The sequence below is a fragment of the Paenibacillus sp. MDV22-iso6 genome (assembly GCF_058408365.1).
Map to the genome: position 1 here is coordinate 381,366 of NZ_JBZVDZ010000007.1, position 17,349 is coordinate 398,714.

The 17,349-nt window shown below is 47.0% G+C and carries 14 protein-coding genes; 4 read left to right on the forward strand and 10 right to left on the reverse strand.

What is annotated here, in order from left to right; translation table 11 throughout:
* Positions 1-23: 23 nt before the first annotated feature.
* Together dapF and AC4PM4_RS21315 are read right to left on the reverse strand one after the other, a co-directional pair.
* Positions 24-857, reverse strand: a complete 834-nt coding sequence (gene dapF, locus AC4PM4_RS21310) for a diaminopimelate epimerase (protein ID WP_072735353.1) — start codon at positions 855-857, stop codon at positions 24-26.
* Between the two features lie 184 nt (positions 858-1,041).
* Complete coding sequence (locus tag AC4PM4_RS21315; RefSeq protein WP_063565597.1) at positions 1,042-3,906, reverse strand: calcium-translocating P-type ATPase, SERCA-type; 2,865 nt, start codon at positions 3,904-3,906, stop codon at positions 1,042-1,044.
* A gap of 314 nt (positions 3,907-4,220) precedes the next feature.
* On the opposite strand from AC4PM4_RS21315, the gene AC4PM4_RS21320 reads away from it, so the two are divergent.
* Entirely contained in the window at positions 4,221-5,987 is a 1,767-nt protein-coding gene (locus tag AC4PM4_RS21320) for an Rqc2 family fibronectin-binding protein (protein WP_063565596.1), read from the forward strand.
* Positions 5,988-6,184: 197 nt separating this feature from the next.
* A complete protein-coding gene (locus tag AC4PM4_RS21325) occupies positions 6,185-6,631 on the forward strand; it encodes a GNAT family N-acetyltransferase (protein ID WP_063565595.1) in 447 nt (148 codons plus the stop codon).
* A 155-nt stretch (positions 6,632-6,786) separates the two neighbouring features.
* On the opposite strand, the gene AC4PM4_RS21330 is transcribed toward AC4PM4_RS21325, so the two are convergent.
* From AC4PM4_RS21330 to AC4PM4_RS21365, 8 genes are all read right to left on the reverse strand, one after another.
* Complete coding sequence (locus AC4PM4_RS21330) at positions 6,787-7,647, reverse strand: PHP domain-containing protein (protein ID WP_491614513.1); 861 nt, start codon at positions 7,645-7,647, stop codon at positions 6,787-6,789.
* Positions 7,648-7,710: 63 nt separating this feature from the next.
* Entirely contained in the window at positions 7,711-8,628 is a 918-nt protein-coding gene (locus AC4PM4_RS21335) for a selenium metabolism-associated LysR family transcriptional regulator (RefSeq protein ID WP_488731670.1), read from the reverse strand.
* Between the two features lie 131 nt (positions 8,629-8,759).
* A complete protein-coding gene (locus AC4PM4_RS21340) occupies positions 8,760-9,197 on the reverse strand; it encodes a hypothetical protein (protein ID WP_063565592.1) in 438 nt (145 codons plus the stop codon).
* Positions 9,198-9,414: 217 nt separating this feature from the next.
* On the reverse strand, positions 9,415-9,678 hold the full coding sequence (locus AC4PM4_RS21345) for a YlbG family protein (RefSeq protein ID WP_063565591.1): 264 nt from the start codon (positions 9,676-9,678) through the stop codon (positions 9,415-9,417).
* A gap of 80 nt (positions 9,679-9,758) precedes the next feature.
* Positions 9,759-10,196, reverse strand: coding sequence for a YlbF/YmcA family competence regulator (locus AC4PM4_RS21350; RefSeq protein ID WP_063565590.1), 438 nt, complete (start codon positions 10,194-10,196; stop codon positions 9,759-9,761).
* 141 nt (positions 10,197-10,337) lie between these two features.
* Positions 10,338-12,248, reverse strand: a complete 1,911-nt coding sequence (locus AC4PM4_RS21355) for a helicase-associated domain-containing protein (RefSeq protein ID WP_063565589.1) — start codon at positions 12,246-12,248, stop codon at positions 10,338-10,340.
* A gap of 50 nt (positions 12,249-12,298) precedes the next feature.
* Complete coding sequence (locus AC4PM4_RS21360) at positions 12,299-13,975, reverse strand: DNA repair helicase XPB (protein ID WP_090951626.1); 1,677 nt, start codon at positions 13,973-13,975, stop codon at positions 12,299-12,301.
* Between the two features lie 199 nt (positions 13,976-14,174).
* Positions 14,175-15,344, reverse strand: coding sequence for a M20 family metallopeptidase (locus AC4PM4_RS21365; RefSeq protein ID WP_063565587.1), 1,170 nt, complete (start codon positions 15,342-15,344; stop codon positions 14,175-14,177).
* A 212-nt stretch (positions 15,345-15,556) separates the two neighbouring features.
* Between AC4PM4_RS21365 and AC4PM4_RS21370 the strand changes: the two genes are divergently transcribed.
* Both AC4PM4_RS21370 and ftsW read left to right on the forward strand, forming a co-directional pair.
* Positions 15,557-15,904: a YugN family protein gene (locus tag AC4PM4_RS21370; RefSeq protein ID WP_063565586.1), complete on the forward strand. Its 348-nt coding sequence runs from the start codon at positions 15,557-15,559 to the stop codon at positions 15,902-15,904.
* A 13-nt stretch (positions 15,905-15,917) separates the two neighbouring features.
* Positions 15,918-17,204 carry a putative lipid II flippase FtsW gene (gene ftsW / locus AC4PM4_RS21375; RefSeq protein WP_090951629.1) on the forward strand — a complete coding sequence of 429 codons (1,287 nt, stop codon included), beginning with the start codon at positions 15,918-15,920 and terminating at the stop codon, positions 17,202-17,204.
* Positions 17,205-17,349 lie beyond the last annotated feature (145 nt).

The following is a 17,349-nucleotide window of genomic DNA, read 5'->3' on the forward strand; positions in this document are numbered from 1 at the left end:
GCCTCCTCATTTAAACGTATTCTTTACGAAGTGACTCCCTTGAAAACAACTTCAGCAGGTCCAGTCATGTACACGTGGTTGTCGGCTTCGTTCCACTCAATATGAAGATCGCCACCCTTGAGGCTGATCACCGCTGTGCGATCCGTATGTCCGTTCAGAACGGATGATACCAGTGTTGCGCAAGCTCCGGTTCCACAGGCAAGTGTTGGTCCAGCACCGCGTTCCCACACACGCATGTCCACATAGCCGCGATCGCGAACCGTTGCGAACTCTACATTGATTTTTTTCGGGAACATGGGATGAACCTCAAGTAGTGGCCCCCATGTCGATAGATCGAAATTCACAGCATCATCCACATAGATGACTGCATGAGGATTACCCATGGAGACGGCCGTAAATTTGAAATCCTGTCCATTTACTTCGATGGAATGATCCACCACCGGATTGGCATCCACGGTCGTTGGAACCTGAAGTCCATTCAGGATAGGCTCTCCCATATCCACACGAACGGTTTGCACTTTACCATCACGAATGTTCAAGCTTACTGGTTGTACACCCGCGCCAATGGTTTCAATCGTAATCTGTTCTTGGGTCACATGACCATGATCATATACATATTTGGATACACAGCGTATGGCATTGCCACATTGCTCTGCTTCCGAGCCGTCCGAGTTCATGATGCGCATCTGAAAATCCGCCTTCTCTGAAGGCAGTATATAAACCAGGCCATCCGCACCGATACCGAAGAAACGGTTGCACCATTTTACAGCCAATTCTGCTGCATCAGCCGGAAGCTGTTGTTCTCCAAACACAACAATAAAATCGTTGCCGAGTCCGTGCATTTTTGTAAATTCCATAACCTTGCCCACTCCTTTTGGCAGTCTGCTGCCAAAGCGTTATTCTTGCTTCTCTACAGGATACCCTGGATATTCATATCCAACATTCCCAATAAAAAAAGCTATCCTGCAAAATGCCGAGGAATCTCGCCTCTAATCATTTTGAGGATAGCATAACGAAAACGATAAGCAATTGCTATTGATTTTATGCCGAAAACTTTGTACTTTTCGGTACGAAGCGGCCTGGGCCCATGCGGCGACGGTTGCGACGACCTCCCCACACGCTGCCCACTCCCATCAGGAAGGTTGGAATACCTGCGGCAACGATGGAAATGGCCCATTCACGCATACCCAGTGGTACTGTTTTGAAGATAGGCTGCAACGGCTCTACATACATGACCGCCAGCATCAGCACGATGGATGAAATAACTGCAAATACCAGGTACTTGTTCTGCAATGGATTGCGGTGGAAAATGGAGCGTGAACTACGGCAGTCAAATACATGAATGAGCTGTGCCAAAACGAGAGTAGCAAAGGCAACAGATTGAGCTTTAATGAGCTGACCCGGTTCATCTGGCGCGGCCTGTAGGGTAAGCCAGAACGCCCCGAGTGTACAAAGCCCGATCAATACACCCCGACTGACAATTTTCCAACCCAATCGTCTGGCAAAAATATTTTCCTTGGCGCCACGCGGCTTGTGTTCCATCAGATCTTTTTCCGGCTGATCCACACCAAGTGCCATCGCTGGCAATCCATCCGTCACCAGGTTGACCCACAGAATCTGGATCGGCACGAGTGGCAAAGGCAGTCCCATCATCATCGCGAAAAACATCGTTAAAATCTCGCCAACATTGGATGCTAGCAAATACCGGATAAACTTGCGGATGTTCTCATAAATATTACGCCCTTCTTCAATTGCAGCTACTATAGTAGAGAAATTATCGTCACTCAGAATTAACGCCGATGCTTCCTTCGTCACATCCGTGCCTGTTATTCCCATCGCAATACCGATGTCTGCTGCTTTAATGGCTGGTGCGTCGTTCACGCCATCTCCAGTCATCGCTACGACATGTCCTTTGCGCTGCAATGATTTTACAATCCGTAGTTTGTGCTCAGGCGATACTCGTGAGAATACGTAAATGCCCTCTACCTGTTTATCCAGCTGCTCGTCCGTCATACCCGCCAATTGCTGGCCGCTAAGTGAAGCCCCACCCCGTGGAAGAATACCTAACTGTTGGGCGATAGCCTCTGCCGTCGTACCATGATCGCCCGTAATCATAACGGTACGTATGCCTGCTCTGCGACAAGTCGCAATTGCATCCCGTGCCTCACGCCGCGGTGGATCAATCATGCCTGCAAGCCCGACAAAGACGAGCTGGCTCTCGGCAGCATGTTCATTCTCTACTTTTTCATTCGGCCGTACATCGCGGTAAGCCATCCCGAGAACCCGCAGTGCAGAACCCGCCATATTCTCGTTCGCCGCCATGACTTTCTGCCGCAGCGTTCCTGTGAAAGGTACCACATTGCCTTCCCACAAAATGTAGCTGCATTGCCCAATCAGCACATCTGGTGCACCCTTGGTGTAGACCATCCGCCCACCCTGATGGTGAACCAAGACAGACATCCGCTTCCGGTCAGAGTCAAACGGGAACTCCTGCTCACGTGCATATAACTCTTTGAGGCCAGCGGGGGTAAGTCCCATTTTGGAGGCCAGTGTTACAAGCGCCCCTTCCGTAGGGTCGCCTTTCAGCTCCCATACCACGCTGTTTTCCTTGACCGTTTCATTAACATGATCTTTCTTTGTACCTTTCTTCGCTTCTTTCTTACTATCCTTATTTGTCTCTTTACCTTTCTTTTTACTCCGCATCTCATCTCCAACACTCTCGATAATACTGGCATTATTACATAGTGCGCTGATCTGAAGCATTCTCCGCAATGTCTGGTCACTCATCAGTTCCAAGGTACGACCATTCTCCAGCATCTGTCCTTCTGGTGCATAACCATCCCCGGTGACCTTGATGCTGCGTCCCTCCAGCCACACGTCCGTAACCGTCATCTTGTTCTGGGTCAACGTACCCGTTTTATCCGAACAGATGACCGAGGCACAACCAAGGGTTTCGACGGAGGGAAGCTTGCGCACAATCGCTTTTCGCTTGATCATACGCTGTACGCCAAGGGCCAACGCAATCGTTACAATCGCTGGCAAGCCTTCTGGTATGGCGGCCACTGCGAGGCTGACGCCTGCCAGAAACATGCCTACTGCCGGTTGTCCATGCAAAATACCTGCAACAACAACCATGACGGTTAATCCGAGCGCCACAAAAATCAAAATTTTACCCAACTGTTCCAACCTGTGTTGCAGCGGTGTTTCCTGTTCCTCCGTATTCTGGATCAAGTCGGCTATTTTGCCCATCTCGGTATCCATGCCCGTCCGGACCACAACGCCCTTGGCGGTACCACGAGTGACCATCGTTCCCATGAATCCAATGTTCTTCTGATCTCCTAGCGGCACATCCTCCGCAGCTATGGGATGGCAATGTTTGCTTACAGGAACCGATTCCCCCGTAAGTGCAGATTCCTCCACATCGAGGCTGTTCGTGGACAGCCAGCGTACATCGGCAGGTATGCGATCACCGCTCTCCACAAGCACGATATCCCCTGGCACCAAAAGTTTGGCCTCAAGATGTAATTCCTGACCTGACCTTAGCACTTTGGCCAGTGGGGCCGACAATTGTTTCAATGCACGAAGGGAACGCTCCGCCCGGAATTCCTGTACAAAACCAAGAATGGCATTAAGCACAATGATGGCAACAATCGTTACAGCATCCAAGTATTCTCCAAGCAATCCGGACACCAGTGTGGCACCCATCAACACCAGAACCATGAAATCCTTAAATTGATTAAGCAATAATGTAATTGGAGATATGCGCTTTCCTTCGCTCAGCTCATTTGAACCGGCGGCCTTCCTCTTTTCGGTTGCAGTCTCTTCGGTTAATCCTTCCTCAAGACTGACGCCAAGAGTGTTACGAAGCTCTTCAACGCTAAGTTGGTGCCACTTGGTATGTTCCATGCTTCAAAATTCCCTCCCAGTCTGTATTTCCTCTGTAAAACGTCACACATACTACACCGGCTATGCTAATCAACAGGTTGTACGCGATGCCGGACAAACTACCTGCTCTATATGTATTCGGACAGGACCCTAATTAGCACCCGATGGCGAATCCTTTCCCTGATGGGCAGAATAAGCTAAAATAAAGGTCTGTGGTTATATACACAGTGGCAATCCGATTTATTGCTATACAAACGAATACGAATCTGCAACGGGTTCTTTTTTACATATCCCGGTGTTCATTTCAGTTATAGATAGAGAGGACGTTGAAAAAAATGGCATTGGACGGCATCGTAACACGAGCTATCGTACATGAACTGCAAGGCTGCAAGGGCGGACGCATCAGCAAAATACATCAACCTAACGGCCATGATGTTGTACTGACCCTCCGTGCTCAGCGTGGAAATAGCAAATTGCTTATTTCGGCAAGCCCGACATATCCGCGTGTGCATTTTACCGAAAAAACGTTTGTTAACCCTACTGAAGCTCCCATGTTCTGCATGCTGCTGCGTAAGCACTGCGAGGGTGCGATCATTGAGGAAATTCGTCAGATTGGTATGGAGCGGATTATTCATATCGACGTGCGTCAGCGCGATGAACTGGGTGATGTTTCGGTCAAACGGATCATCATTGAACTGATGGGGCGTCACAGTAATATTGTTTTGGTCGATCCGATCACGGGGACGATTCTGGATGGGATTCATCACGTAACCCCGTCCATCAGTAGTTACCGGGTCATTATGCCTGGATTTTCGTACACCGAGCCACCAGAGCAGCATAAAAGCAATCCGCTGGAAGTGAGCAGCACTGAATTCCAAAATAGCTATACTGCTGCTGAAGAAGAGGCCTCTCGCTGGCTGGTGAATTCATTCAGCGGTCTTAGTCCGCTGATCGCAGGAGAGATTACCTCTCGGGTACCTGCTAATCAAGGTGACGATCAAGCTGCAAGTGAAGGTGTGGCTCGAATCGAAGCCGATGCGCTGTGGAATGCTTTTGAGTCCATCATGGGGCCAGTAAGAGATAATAGTTATACGCCTGTGACTGGGCTAAATGCTAAAGGCAAAATGATTTTCTCAGCCGTTCAGCTTCAGAGCATTCAGGACGCAGAGAAAACCTATGACACGATGAGCAAGTGTATGGAAGATTATTACGGAGACAAGGCCGAGCGGGATACGGTTAAGCAAAGAGTGAGCGATCTGCTACGTTTTCTGCAAAATGAGCGCAGCAAAAACATCAAAAAGCTGGACAACCTGAACAAGGATCTGCTGGAAGCCGACGATGCGGATAAATTCAGATTATGGGGTGAGCTGCTGTTTGCCTCCCTGCATCAGGTTAGTAAAGGGGACAAAAGTGTGGAGCTTGTGAACTTCTATGATGAAGATCAAGCGAACATTACCATTCAGCTTGACCCATTGCTTACACCGTCTGACAACGCACAACGTTATTTCAAACGATATAACAAATATAAGAACAGTCTGGCTGTTATTCATGAGCAGCTTGGAAAAACGAAAGACGAGATCGACTATCTCGACAATCTGCTCCAGCAACTGTCTATCGCATCCATGAACGACATCGAGGAAATTCGCGATGAGCTTGTGCAACAGGGTTATCTTCGCGACCGCAACAAAAAAGGCAAAAAGAAAAAGAAAAACGACCGCCCTACAGTGCATCAGTTTACTTCTTCAGAGGGAATTGAACTTCTCGTAGGCAAAAACAACCTGCAAAATGAGTACGTCACCAACCGTTTGGCTTCTTCCAATGACACTTGGTTGCACACCAAAGACATCCCGGGTTCACATGTCGTCATTCGCAGCACCGACTTTGGCGAAGCAACCTTGGAGGAAGCCGCACAACTCGCGGCTTACTTCAGTCAAGCCAAAGAATCCAGCAGCGTGCCGGTGGATTACACCTTTATCCGACATGTACGCAAGCCGAGTGGCTCCAAACCAGGCTTTGTCATTTATGACCACCAGAAGACCTTATTTGTGACGCCAAACGAAGAGCTGGTTAAAAGTTTGCCATCCACGATCAAAAATGGATAAGAGGCTTGCTTTTCAACCCGGTTAGGCAACGTAAAATCCCCCGGAACAAAAGACTGTTCGGGGGATTTTTTGTTTCTCAAATTACCATGGACTTAAGTTGGTGATTCAGTGTATTGTTTTATTTTGAATATAAATTCATTTTAATGTATAATAATTCAATTATTAAATCTATAAATAAATTTCTAAGGATGTGTCCCATGACGCTAAATATCAGACCAACTCACCCTAATGATGTACTACCGCTGAGTGCATTAATGCACGAGTATGTCGTCGGCTTTTATAACAACCCCTGGCCTGGTGATCAGGCAATCGAGCTTTTAATCAAAAACCTGCTTGATCAGCAGATAGGTGTTCAATTCGTTGCAGAGCAGGACGGTGAACTTATCGGATTCGCTACACTCTATTTTACCTACAGCACGATGAAGGCAAACCGCGTTGCCATTATGAATGACTTGTTTGTGACGGAAGCTTGCAGAGAAGGCGAAGCCGAGGCCAAACTGTTTGAACATTGTCAGCAGTATACACGTGAACACGGATGTGCTTACATGTCCTGGATCACAGCAGCAACCAACGAGCGGGCACAGCAGTTATTTGAACGCCTTGGAGCTGCTCGCGGCACATGGGTGAATTATTCCATCACCTAGCTTAATTATAGGCAATCAAAAAGGAGATAGAGACATGGCTAGCGATTAACGCTCACCCCATCTCTATGTCCTTTTTTTTCATATTCAATTTTAGCACGATGACAACCGATCCCTTATACCCCAGTCTAATAAAACATATGAAGAAAGTTTCCCCATCAAGACTTTCCGGCTGCAGCCCGGAGTTTATCGAGCACATCAATGGTTACGGTTTTGCTACCCAGATCCCCATGAAATACTACCCCTTGCCTTACACCATGGTAATCCGAACCACCTGTTTGAATGAGCCCAAATTCCCGTGCCAACTCCGCATATCTGCGCTCCTCTTCTGGTCCATGATCCGAATGAACCACTTCAATACCGTCAGGATGGGCGTCCACCAGAATGCGACGAACCAATTCGTCGTCTCTGTATAAACCAGGATGGGCAATAACAGCAGCACCACCCGCATCTTTAATCCACTGGCATGCATCTTCCGGTGCAACTCGGGGAACCGATACATAGCCCGGTTGGCCTTCAGCCAGATAACGATTGAATGCATCCCTCATATCAGCAGCATATCCTTTTCGTACCAACACGTCTGCCATATGAGGTCTACCGATGCTTTCATCCGGCTCCAGCGGTCGGCCAAGGAAATCAATGACCTCCTGCCAGCTAATTTCGAGTCCAAGCTCCTGCAGCTTGGCAATGATCAGATGATTGCGTTCTTCTCTCGCCTCCCGAAGCCCGCGCAGTCGCTCCAGAAATTTCTCATCTTCTGTATTCACATAATACCCCAGCACATGAATATCCTTGCCGCCAGCGCGGGTACTGATCTCTACCCCTGCCACAACGTCAATTCCATACTCACGGCCAGCCCACTGTGCCTCGGCTACACCAGCTACTGTATCGTGATCTGTCAGCGCCACCGCAGACAGTCCTCTTTGTTTGGCGAGCTTCACATTCTCGGCAGGTGGCTGCATTCCGTCCGACGCTTGGCTATGCGTATGAAGATCACAACGTCCGTTAAAGTGATTCATGAACAACAGCTCCTTCTTATATCTAGTGAGTAACAGAATGGATTTTAAATTAATATGACCCTCTTATTCCGCTCGTCCTTCTGATGTTGTCTGCTCATGCTGACGCAAATAATTCAGGAACGCTACTGCTGACAAGGGAAGCAATGAAGATTTCAGATGTATAGCGTAGAATTGTCGTTTGAACTCAAGCCCACGAATATCCACGATATGAACCAGTCCAAGGGCCAGCTCATGCTGAACGGACGACGGGGATAACATGGTGATACCCACACCCGCTTCTACGGCGGATTTCACAGCACCTGTACTGCCAAGTTCCATCACCACATTCATGTCCTGTGGATCTATATTTCTCTTCTGCAACTGATCTTCCATCACCTGACGGGTACCCGAGCCTTTTTCCCGCAACACAAACGCGTAGTTCAGCACATCTTCAAGCTCTACTTCCCCACGATCTGCCAGAGCATGCCCTGCCGGAACAATCAGCTTCAATTCATCCTGCATGACCGGCTCTACAATCATATCCGGGTGGTTTACTGGCGCTTCAATCAGTCCAAAGTTAAGCTGATGTTTCAAGATATCGTCCATAATTTGCGTCGTATTCATCACTTTCATAACGATCGAGATATCCGGGTATTGGCGAGCAAAAGGGCCCAGCATTCGTGGCAACACATACTCACCAATCGTCAAACTTGCCCCAAGCTGCAATCTGCCTTGCAGCATCTGTGTAAACGCGGACATCGCCTCATCTGTCTGTCTGACCATTTCTACACTGCGTTTGGCATGAGGCAGTAATGTCCGACCCGCCTCGGATAATTCTATTTTCTTGGTAGAACGATGCAGCAACTTGGTCCCAAAATAATCCTCAAGCGATTGAATCTGCATCGTCACCGCAGGTTGTGTCATATGTAGTGCTTGCGCAGCCGCTGAAAAACTTCCCTTCTCTGCTACGGTATAAAAAATATGCAATTGATGAAAATTCATATCTTCGCCCCTCTTCTGTACGCTTTCCCCATTGTAGCCGATTTCGTGAATTCCAACAAAAAAAGCATGCAGCTTGTCTGCATGCGATGTAACCTGAATCTATCAATTCGAAAATATGGATTATTCCAAACTTACTTATGCTTGCGACTGTTCTTGACAAGAGTCATTCGTCTTGAATGTCTTAGCCAAGAATAATACGATTTTAAATCCCGCAGTTCAATCGTCTCGGACATTTTCCCCAGAAACGTAACAACAATCATCTTATGAAGCGGATTGCCAGCAATGTCATATTCCCCTTCAAGTTCGGAAAATTCAGCAACCACGACCAAATCTTCGTCGATCAGGTAAACATCCTGCTCATTACGGTAGTATGGTGTAATACGGTCCTGCTTCAGACACTCCCATAACCATGCCGCAATATGGTCATCATCATTACGTGCCGGCTCAATACGGTCTGCATACCGCATCTTGGCATGATTGGTAATGACGATGTCGGCCACTTTTTTGTCTCCAAGAGCCACGAAAAAAGGCTCGTACGTGCTCCAACGTTGCATCACCTTATCACGCATGGGAATCACTCTCCACCAGATAGGACTTTCTATCTATTTATTTACCCAATATATTACAACATAAGTCCCGCAACCTCAAGGCGTAACTTCAGATTTTTTCACAAAATCCAGTTTATGCCTAATTCAATAAAAGAGCGGCCCCGAAGGGCCCCTCTGGTTAATCGTTTCGAAATGTACAGTGGCAATAAGTTCACTGTACATTTCCAAACCATTTTTGTTATATCCCGTAAAAACTCGTTTTGTCCATCGTTTTGCTAGCATACTCTGTTTTAATCTCATTCCGGTAGGAACGTTCAACCTTGCGCACATAGGAAAGTCTGTTCACATTTTTCATCGTATCTTCAGCCCGCTCTGCATTAACATACATGACGACATAATGCATACGGCGGGAGATGTAATGAACGGTACCATACTTTTCGAGATTACGAGCCGCTTTCAAATCACTGACCCATATAATGAATCCTGTCCTTTCCGCAAACATCATTTTCCCCGCCTTTCTATAATGGAGACCGGATCCTCGGAAAGGTCCGGTCTGTCATAAATTTATGTTCTTATCAAATCTTAGCTACAACCACACTTGCCTCCGCTACCGCAGCCGCCCTTCGGATTCGGATCATTGCTCGGTACCTTGATCGTCGTTGACACGGCGAATGCAATCGTCTCCGACATCTGGAACAACATATCGTCCAATGCTTTCTCCGCCTGTTTGAAGCGGGCTACCGCCTCGAAATGTTCCAATTCAAGCTCTAGAGCCTGAACCTGATCTTTTGCGGCGTGATAGTCCGGGTGAAAATGCCCAAAACGCTGGGTTTCTTCGAATAGTTCCTTTTTGGCTTCCAGCTTGCGTATCCCCGCCTGAATTTCAGGGCTCGTCTCCACTTGCTGCTTCCAATATAAATAATCCGATACTTCGGCTGATTGGTTAATCATGTCGCCCAGTTCATATGCGCCCGTTAACACTTGGGCCATATCGACCGTGTTCATTTCCGCTACGCTCATGAAATTCATCCTATCTATATATAAAGTTCTACTTAACGTAGACTACTTCATCATATCATATCCCCGAAAAGTTAAGAAGAGTTTTTCCTGCAAATAGAAATAAAGGGAACAGGCGATCTGCTTTGGCAAAGTCGATCAAGTTTATGCATGGTTCGGAATAATCAGGCGTATCTGGTTCCATTCGTTAGGTGAGAAAGTACGGCGTTCTGTGGGATCTGTACCATCCTCCGATATGGACCAGCCCGTTAGTGTCCAATCTTCATGACCTTGAATCTGATCAGGGATAACATAAACGATATGGCTGTCTAGCTTCAGACCCAGTTTTGTCTGCCATTCAATGGCTTTCGCAGCAATCTGACGAGCTGTGGATACATGATATCCTCGCCACTCGTTATGCCACATCTCAGGGATCTCTCCGTATCCGGGAAACAGACCTGACTGCTCCGTGATGGAATGATCGTGTTCATACGTGTGCAGATTGGAGTCACATTGAATGAGCCCCGCTCTTCCACGAATATAAAAGAGTTCCTTCTGCACCTCAAGTCCGACTTTGAACTCATCTGCTCCGACAATGGACTCATCTAGAATGGCTTCCGCCTCTGGCCTGTTCAACTTTTCAAGTAATTCACTTCTCGATTCATATATCCAGGTGTCCTTTTTCTTAACTTTATCCACCGATTCATCCTGATCAACGTTCTGCCTAGCATCCATGTAAAGTCTGTCTGCATCCTGTCCCCACTGCTGGATCGCTAGCTCCACATGCTCAGGCACTCCCGAGACAGCATACAGTCTAAGGAAGTTTATCATTACATCCGCTGTAAGACCGATCTCTGATGCTGCGATGATTCGTTCCTTTGTTATCCGATATATGGACATTCGATCACGACTCACAAGCTCTGCACCAATGTCCAGATTCCAGCGGACCTGTGGGGCTACATCTGGAGGAACCATAATTTCAAAGTCAGGCTGAACAAAAATCGTATTCTTTTCCGGTTTTTCTGACTCGTCATTCGCAAAGTTCAATAAAATTCTTGGATCAATCTGCCAGCGATATAAAAGCTCTCCCGCAGCTGACTCACCAACCTCACCATATCCCAAACCTGTCAGAACATCGAGCCAACCCCAGATATGTGTTAAGAAGGATAATCCTGAAGAACCTTCACTCTCTCTAATTTCAATTGCTTCTTTCAGCTCAACGTTGTCTAAAGTCCCTGCTGAAATACTCAACCATTCATTTTCCCGTGAAGCAAACATCATCAGTTGATAACGAAAATGCTGAAGTTTAGGCTCAGCTGCACCATATCGGTCCATACATACGCTATAGATTTCTCGGTGCATTGAAGACCACGACAACGTTAACCAGTGATAAAGACGGTCAGGTGACACATGCATTCGGTTATGCGCCTTTTCAATCAAACCCAGACTGAGCAGCAAATCAATAATAAGGGCCACATGGACTGGATACACATCCGCATGATCATAGTGAATACCTAGTTCGGCAAAATCTTCAGGGCCCAGAACCGTCATCCGACTTAATCGCTGCACCATTTTCTTGTGGATCGTTCCCTTACTTGTTAATAGGAGTCCTCCTTGGGCTTGACCTTCTCTTACCATCCAAGCCAGTACATGAAGAAGCTCTGCGGCAATATCCGGTTTTCCCTCTCGAACAATCGTCACTTTGTGGACTTCAATACTGGATATGGCCTTATCTTGTGTCATTTCATCCTGTATTACATTCGTCTTCAGCTGAGCGAACTGTCCAACTCGTGCTGCGTAGGCAATGGTTAACAAAGGAAGTAGTGATTCTGGTATGTAATACAAGCGTTCGCCCCAAGACTTGCGCACAGCTTTGATCCAGCCTTTATGCCGAAGCGCTATAAACGTCGTCACTGCTTCAGCTCTGCTAAGACCATCCACAGCCCACTCTGCTGATGTCAGCATGTTGGAAAAGGGTTGTCCGGCATATTTGCAAAAAATCACACCAAGTACCGTTCTTTCAACCCATGAAAGCTCTTTTAATGAATTCACATCCAGATTACCTTGTGTACGCATTGCTAATCATGCCTTTCTCTTATTTTTAAGTAGAGATGTAAACAGCATTTTCATTGCAATTCATGAACGATTTTGTACTCATATCCTTGTTCGACCAGAAACATCTGACGGCGTAATGCAAACTCCTGTTCCTTACTGTCCTCCGATACAAGGGCATAGAAATAAGCTTTATTTTCTCCGGACTTCGGCCTTAGAATCCGACCCAATCGCTGGGCTTCTTCCTGCCTTGAACCGAAACTGCCGGATATTTCAAGTGCAACAGCAGCATCCGGCAGGTCTACGGCAAAATTGGCAACCTTGGATACGACAATCGTTTTGATCTCACCACGCCGGAACGCTGCAAACCATTTCACTCGCTCTTGCTGGGACATCGTACCCGATATGAGCGGCGCTTCAATTTCCCGGGCAATGCTCTCGAGCTGATCCAGATACTGTCCGATGACAAGCGCTGGCATTCCCTCATGATGGTCCAATATCCGTCTGATCACAGCTAATTTGGCCGGATTTTCGGCTGCAAGGCGAAATTGATGCTTCACCTCTGCTTCCAAATAGTTTGATCGTAGTTCAGGAGTAAACGGAATGCGTATTTCCTGGCACTGTACATTCGCAATCCACCCTTGCTGCTCTAATTCTTTCCACGGCATGTCATATAGTTTCGGACCAATTAGCGAAAATACATCCTGTTCACAGCCATCCTCACGCACCAATGTTGCTGTCAATCCCAGTCTTCTTGTAGCCTGAATATCTGCTGTTGCTCGAAATACAGGTGCTGGAAGCAGATGGACCTCATCATAAATGATGAGTCCCCACTGGCGTTCACTTAGCAATTTGATATGAGTAAAATCAGCATCTTTCGATTTTCTATGTGTAAGAATCTGATAAGTTGCCACGGTCACAGGTTTCACCTGTTTTTTCTGACCGGAATACTCACCAATCTGTTCATTCGTTATCGTTGTTTTATCCTGTAATTCCTGAATCCATTGCCGAACGGATGTGGTGTTCGAGGTCAAAATAAGACATTCACATTGCAGACGTTCCAACACGGCCATCCCAATAACTGTTTTGCCTGCACCGCAGGGAAGAACAAGCAGGCCACTGCCTCCCATGCCTTCGCTTCCTTCAAATGCATCTACTGCATCTCGCTGGTAAGGGCGTAACCTGAATCCTTCTGAACTGTCACTTTGAGTATTCGCTTGCCATTCAAACGGCAGACTTGTTCCTTCTCGATATCCCGCATAATCCAGCACCGGATAACCCAAACGAGTTAGTTCACGCTTCAGCAATCCGCGTTGCTCAACGCCAAGTATGAGCTCATGGGGATCGACACGTTCCATCCGAAAAGCCGAGATGGTCTTCATACTGCTTAATTCATCCAGCAATCGTTCATCTTCACTCACGAGACGCATTCTCCCGTGATTTGCCTGTGGCTTCAATTGCAACTTCCCATATTGATGGATAATTCTTTGGATATCTTGAATCAGGGCGGCAGGAACATTCCAACGAGACACTGATTCCAGACTTTCTATCACTTGATCAGCACTCCAGCCGAGTGCAGCGGCATTCCACAGTGATAATGCAGTGATGCGATATGTATGAAAAGCCGCAGGTGTCTTCACCAGTTCGGCATACATCCCTAGTTGAGCTCTGGCCTGATCAAATCCAGGATGACCCACTTCAAGCAATACTGTAAAATCACGCTGGACAATGCAGGCGTCCGTTTTCTCCATTCCGCTTCCTCCCTAATTAGAAAATGAGTTATATATTTTTCCGAATAACAGGCATCACAAAAAGTCCAGTTCCGGTTTCTTCCGAAATTGAACCTGTATAATACAACAGTTCGACCTTAATTTAAGCTTTATAAAGACCTAACAAAAAAAGCACCCTGCTCATACCTTGGTATGAATAGGATGCCCAACTATACTCAAATCATTCGGCTGTATATCCTTTAGCCATTGCTATAAATAGTTTCACAGCATTTTGCATGGCATCCTCATCAAAGTCGAACTTGGGATGATGATGCGGATAGATGGCATTCTTCTCCGGGTTACCTGCTCCAACAAACATAAAGCAGCCAGGAATCTGCTGTAAGTAATAAGCGAAATCTTCAGCTGGCATCAACATCGGTGACTTCTGTACATGTTCTGCACCAAATACATCTACCGCTTCCTTGAAGAAACGTGCCGTTTCCTGCTCATCATTCACGACAGGAGGATATCCCATAATATAGTTCAACTTCGTCTCGGCACCGTAGATCTCTCCGGTCTGAGCCACGATCGTATGCACACGTTCCTTCATGATACTGCGCGTCTCTTCATCAAAGGTTCTCACTGTACCCGTCATTTTACATAACTCGGCGATGATATTCTGCGCTGAGCCCGCCTGCATTGTACCAATTGTCAATACTGCGGGACGCAAGGGATCCACCGAGCGACTGACAACCGTCTGCAATTGCATCACAAGGGCTGAACCAGCCACGAGGCTGTCCACCGTGGATTGCGGCATGCCGCCATGTCCACCTTTTCCTTTGATCTCAATATAAAAGTCATCTGCCGCTGCCATCATCGGCCCCGGAGTACTCGCTGCCACGCCTACAGGAAGCGGGGTCCACAGATGAATTCCATAGATGACATCTACCCCTTCCAGTCCGCCGTCTGCTATTACTTTGAGCGCACCACCTGGTAGCAACTCTTCTGCAGGTTGGAACAAAAAGCGAATTTCACCCTTGATCTCATGTTTATGGCGACTGAAATACAGTGCCGTGCCTAGCAAAATGGATATGTGACCATCATGACCACAGGCATGCATAGCTCCTGCTTGTTGTGATGCATATTCAACGTCCTTCTCGTCCTGAATCGGAAGTGCATCCATATCTGCACGAAGCATTACGACAGGCCCTGGCTTGTCCCCACGAAGGGTACCTATAACCCCGTGTCCACCAACGTGTCGTCTCACTTCAACACCAAAGCTCTCCAGCATACCCGCTACAAAAGAGGATGTCTTCTCCTCATGAAAGGAAACCTCAGGATTCCGATGAAGATGACGACGCCATTCTACCATGTGGATTTGCAGGTCATTCCACCATATATTATTTGTCATGTCTCTCCATCCTTTCGCTCTCTATACGGGACTTTCATCAAGCCCGAACCTTCCTCTTGAAACCTATTGCTGTATATTGTAGCAGAATTGGAAGAAAACCGATACGAATGAACGCTTGAAAGCTTGCACGGGAAGGGGAAACATACTATCATAAACTAGAGAAAAGAACGAGATTTATACTCTCGGAAGCTTATGAGGAGGATCAGACGCTTATGATTTTTGAGAATACAGGCTTGGATGGCTTGAAGAGCGACTTGGCATACCTGGATGAGAGCGCCGAGAAAGTCGGATTTGTCCGGTGGCAATGGGAATATTATCGTGCTACATATGACTACAAAATTGAAGATGAACAAACCAAATCGGAATACTTTGTACGTATTAATACCCGTGCGATAGATGGCAAACTCGAAAAACCGGATACGGTTCTCGCAGTTGAAGCTGTTTATCTTGGAAAAGCAACCTTTCCGCATGGTCTGGATTATGACTCTACCATACCGCAGCCAGTCGTGAAGCTGGCGGCCCAAAAACTACAGCAGCTTAAAGAACTGCTGGAAGCATAGGCTGGGCCGAACCATGAAACAACAAACGGCCCAAACGAAAACGAAGAGAGGCACGCCGGATTTCCAACTGCTAATCCTCACTTTATTGTTGGTGGGCTTCGGACTGGTGATGGTGTTCAGCTCCAGTTCCAGCATTGCAATTGCAAACAAAAATTTTAACAATGATGCCCTGTTCTTCACGAAAAAACAACTTATGTGGGCGGTTATCGGTTTAGTGGGCATGTTTTTCGCCATGAATATCCGATTTAACAAATACAAAAAACTTTATGCACCATTTTTCCTGTTCACCACGGTATTGCTCCTGATAGTATTGGTTACAGGTAAGGTGCTGAACGGCGCACGAAGCTGGATTCACATTTTTGGCTTTAGTATTCAGCCCGCCGAGTTTGCCAAAATCGCTATTATTCTGTACCTCGCTGCACTGATTACCAAAAAAGGGGAACGGTTCAGGGATCTTAGGACAGGATATATTCCCGTGCTGGTCATTGTCGGGTTCATTGCAGGACTGATTATGCTGCAACCGGACTTTGGTACGTGCTTCATTCTTGTGGCTACTTGCGGTCTGGTCATCTATGCAGGTGGCGCCAGCATGAAACACATTATGGCTTCCATTTTATTGGTTGTGCTGGGAGCAGCATTGGCGATTGGAGCAAACGCATTGTTTTCTTCCATGTCTTCTTCAGATACTACGGATAGCACCACAACTACGGAAGCATCGCAGAACTATAAAATCGGCCGGATTCAGGCATTTTTGAATCCATTATCCGATACGACAGGTGGAAGTCTTAACCTCTATCGCTCCCTTGTCGCCATCGGCGATGGAGGCATAACCGGCTCCGGGATCGGACAAGGTACGATGAAGCTGCATTATTTGCCAAATGCCTATAACGACTTTATTTTCTCCGTAATTGGAGAAGAGCTCGGCTTTGTTGGAACTGCCCTATTTCTGTTGGTCTACCTCTACTTCATCTGGCGAGGCATTATCGTCTCCCTTCGCTGTCCCGATCCATTTGGGACACTGGTCGGTATTGGTATTATGGGATTGATTGCGATCCAGGCCTTTATCAACATTGGGGGCGTGACCCAGACCATTCCTGTGACAGGGGTTACCCTTCCGTTCATCAGTTATGGCGGTACCTCACTCTTTGTGATGATGGTGGCTATGGGTATCCTGCTCAGCATCTCACGTACCAATAATTTGGACGTCATCAAGGAAGAGAAAACGAAGTCGGTGACGGTTCAGACATCACGTACTTCTCCCGCACTTCGTTCACGTGAATCCATTCGCCGAATTCGGTAATGGGAAGGAAACGTCATACGAATGGTTTTGGAACAAAATGTATTGAAAACAGAAAAAGACTTCGCATCGAATTCGATGCGAAGTCTTTTTGGTGTTGTTTATCTAGATGAAGAACCAGGTCAATATACCGTTGTTCTTCCATCAC

Excerpts from the sequence above, each read along its gene's own strand:
- dapF (WP_072735353.1), bottom strand. The coding sequence starts at position 857 with ATGGAATTTACAAAAATGCACGGACTCGGCAACGATTTTATTGTTGTG.
- AC4PM4_RS21315 (WP_063565597.1), bottom strand. The coding sequence starts at position 3,906 with ATGGAACATACCAAGTGGCACCAACTTAGCGTTGAAGAGCTTCGTAAC.
- AC4PM4_RS21320 (WP_063565596.1), top strand. The coding sequence starts at position 4,221 with ATGGCATTGGACGGCATCGTAACACGAGCTATCGTACATGAACTGCAA.
- AC4PM4_RS21325 (WP_063565595.1), top strand. The coding sequence starts at position 6,185 with ATGACGCTAAATATCAGACCAACTCACCCTAATGATGTACTACCGCTG.
- AC4PM4_RS21330 (WP_491614513.1), bottom strand. The coding sequence starts at position 7,647 with ATGAATCACTTTAACGGACGTTGTGATCTTCATACGCATAGCCAAGCG.
- AC4PM4_RS21335 (WP_488731670.1), bottom strand. The coding sequence starts at position 8,628 with ATGAATTTTCATCAATTGCATATTTTTTATACCGTAGCAGAGAAGGGA.
- AC4PM4_RS21340 (WP_063565592.1), bottom strand. The coding sequence starts at position 9,197 with ATGCGTGATAAGGTGATGCAACGTTGGAGCACGTACGAGCCTTTTTTC.
- AC4PM4_RS21345 (WP_063565591.1), bottom strand. The coding sequence starts at position 9,678 with ATGTTTGCGGAAAGGACAGGATTCATTATATGGGTCAGTGATTTGAAA.
- AC4PM4_RS21350 (WP_063565590.1), bottom strand. The coding sequence starts at position 10,196 with ATGAGCGTAGCGGAAATGAACACGGTCGATATGGCCCAAGTGTTAACG.
- AC4PM4_RS21355 (WP_063565589.1), bottom strand. The coding sequence starts at position 12,248 with ATGCGTACACAAGGTAATCTGGATGTGAATTCATTAAAAGAGCTTTCA.
- AC4PM4_RS21360 (WP_090951626.1), bottom strand. The coding sequence starts at position 13,975 with ATGGAGAAAACGGACGCCTGCATTGTCCAGCGTGATTTTACAGTATTG.
- AC4PM4_RS21365 (WP_063565587.1), bottom strand. The coding sequence starts at position 15,344 with ATGACAAATAATATATGGTGGAATGACCTGCAAATCCACATGGTAGAA.
- AC4PM4_RS21370 (WP_063565586.1), top strand. The coding sequence starts at position 15,557 with ATGATTTTTGAGAATACAGGCTTGGATGGCTTGAAGAGCGACTTGGCA.
- ftsW (WP_090951629.1), top strand. The coding sequence starts at position 15,918 with ATGAAACAACAAACGGCCCAAACGAAAACGAAGAGAGGCACGCCGGAT.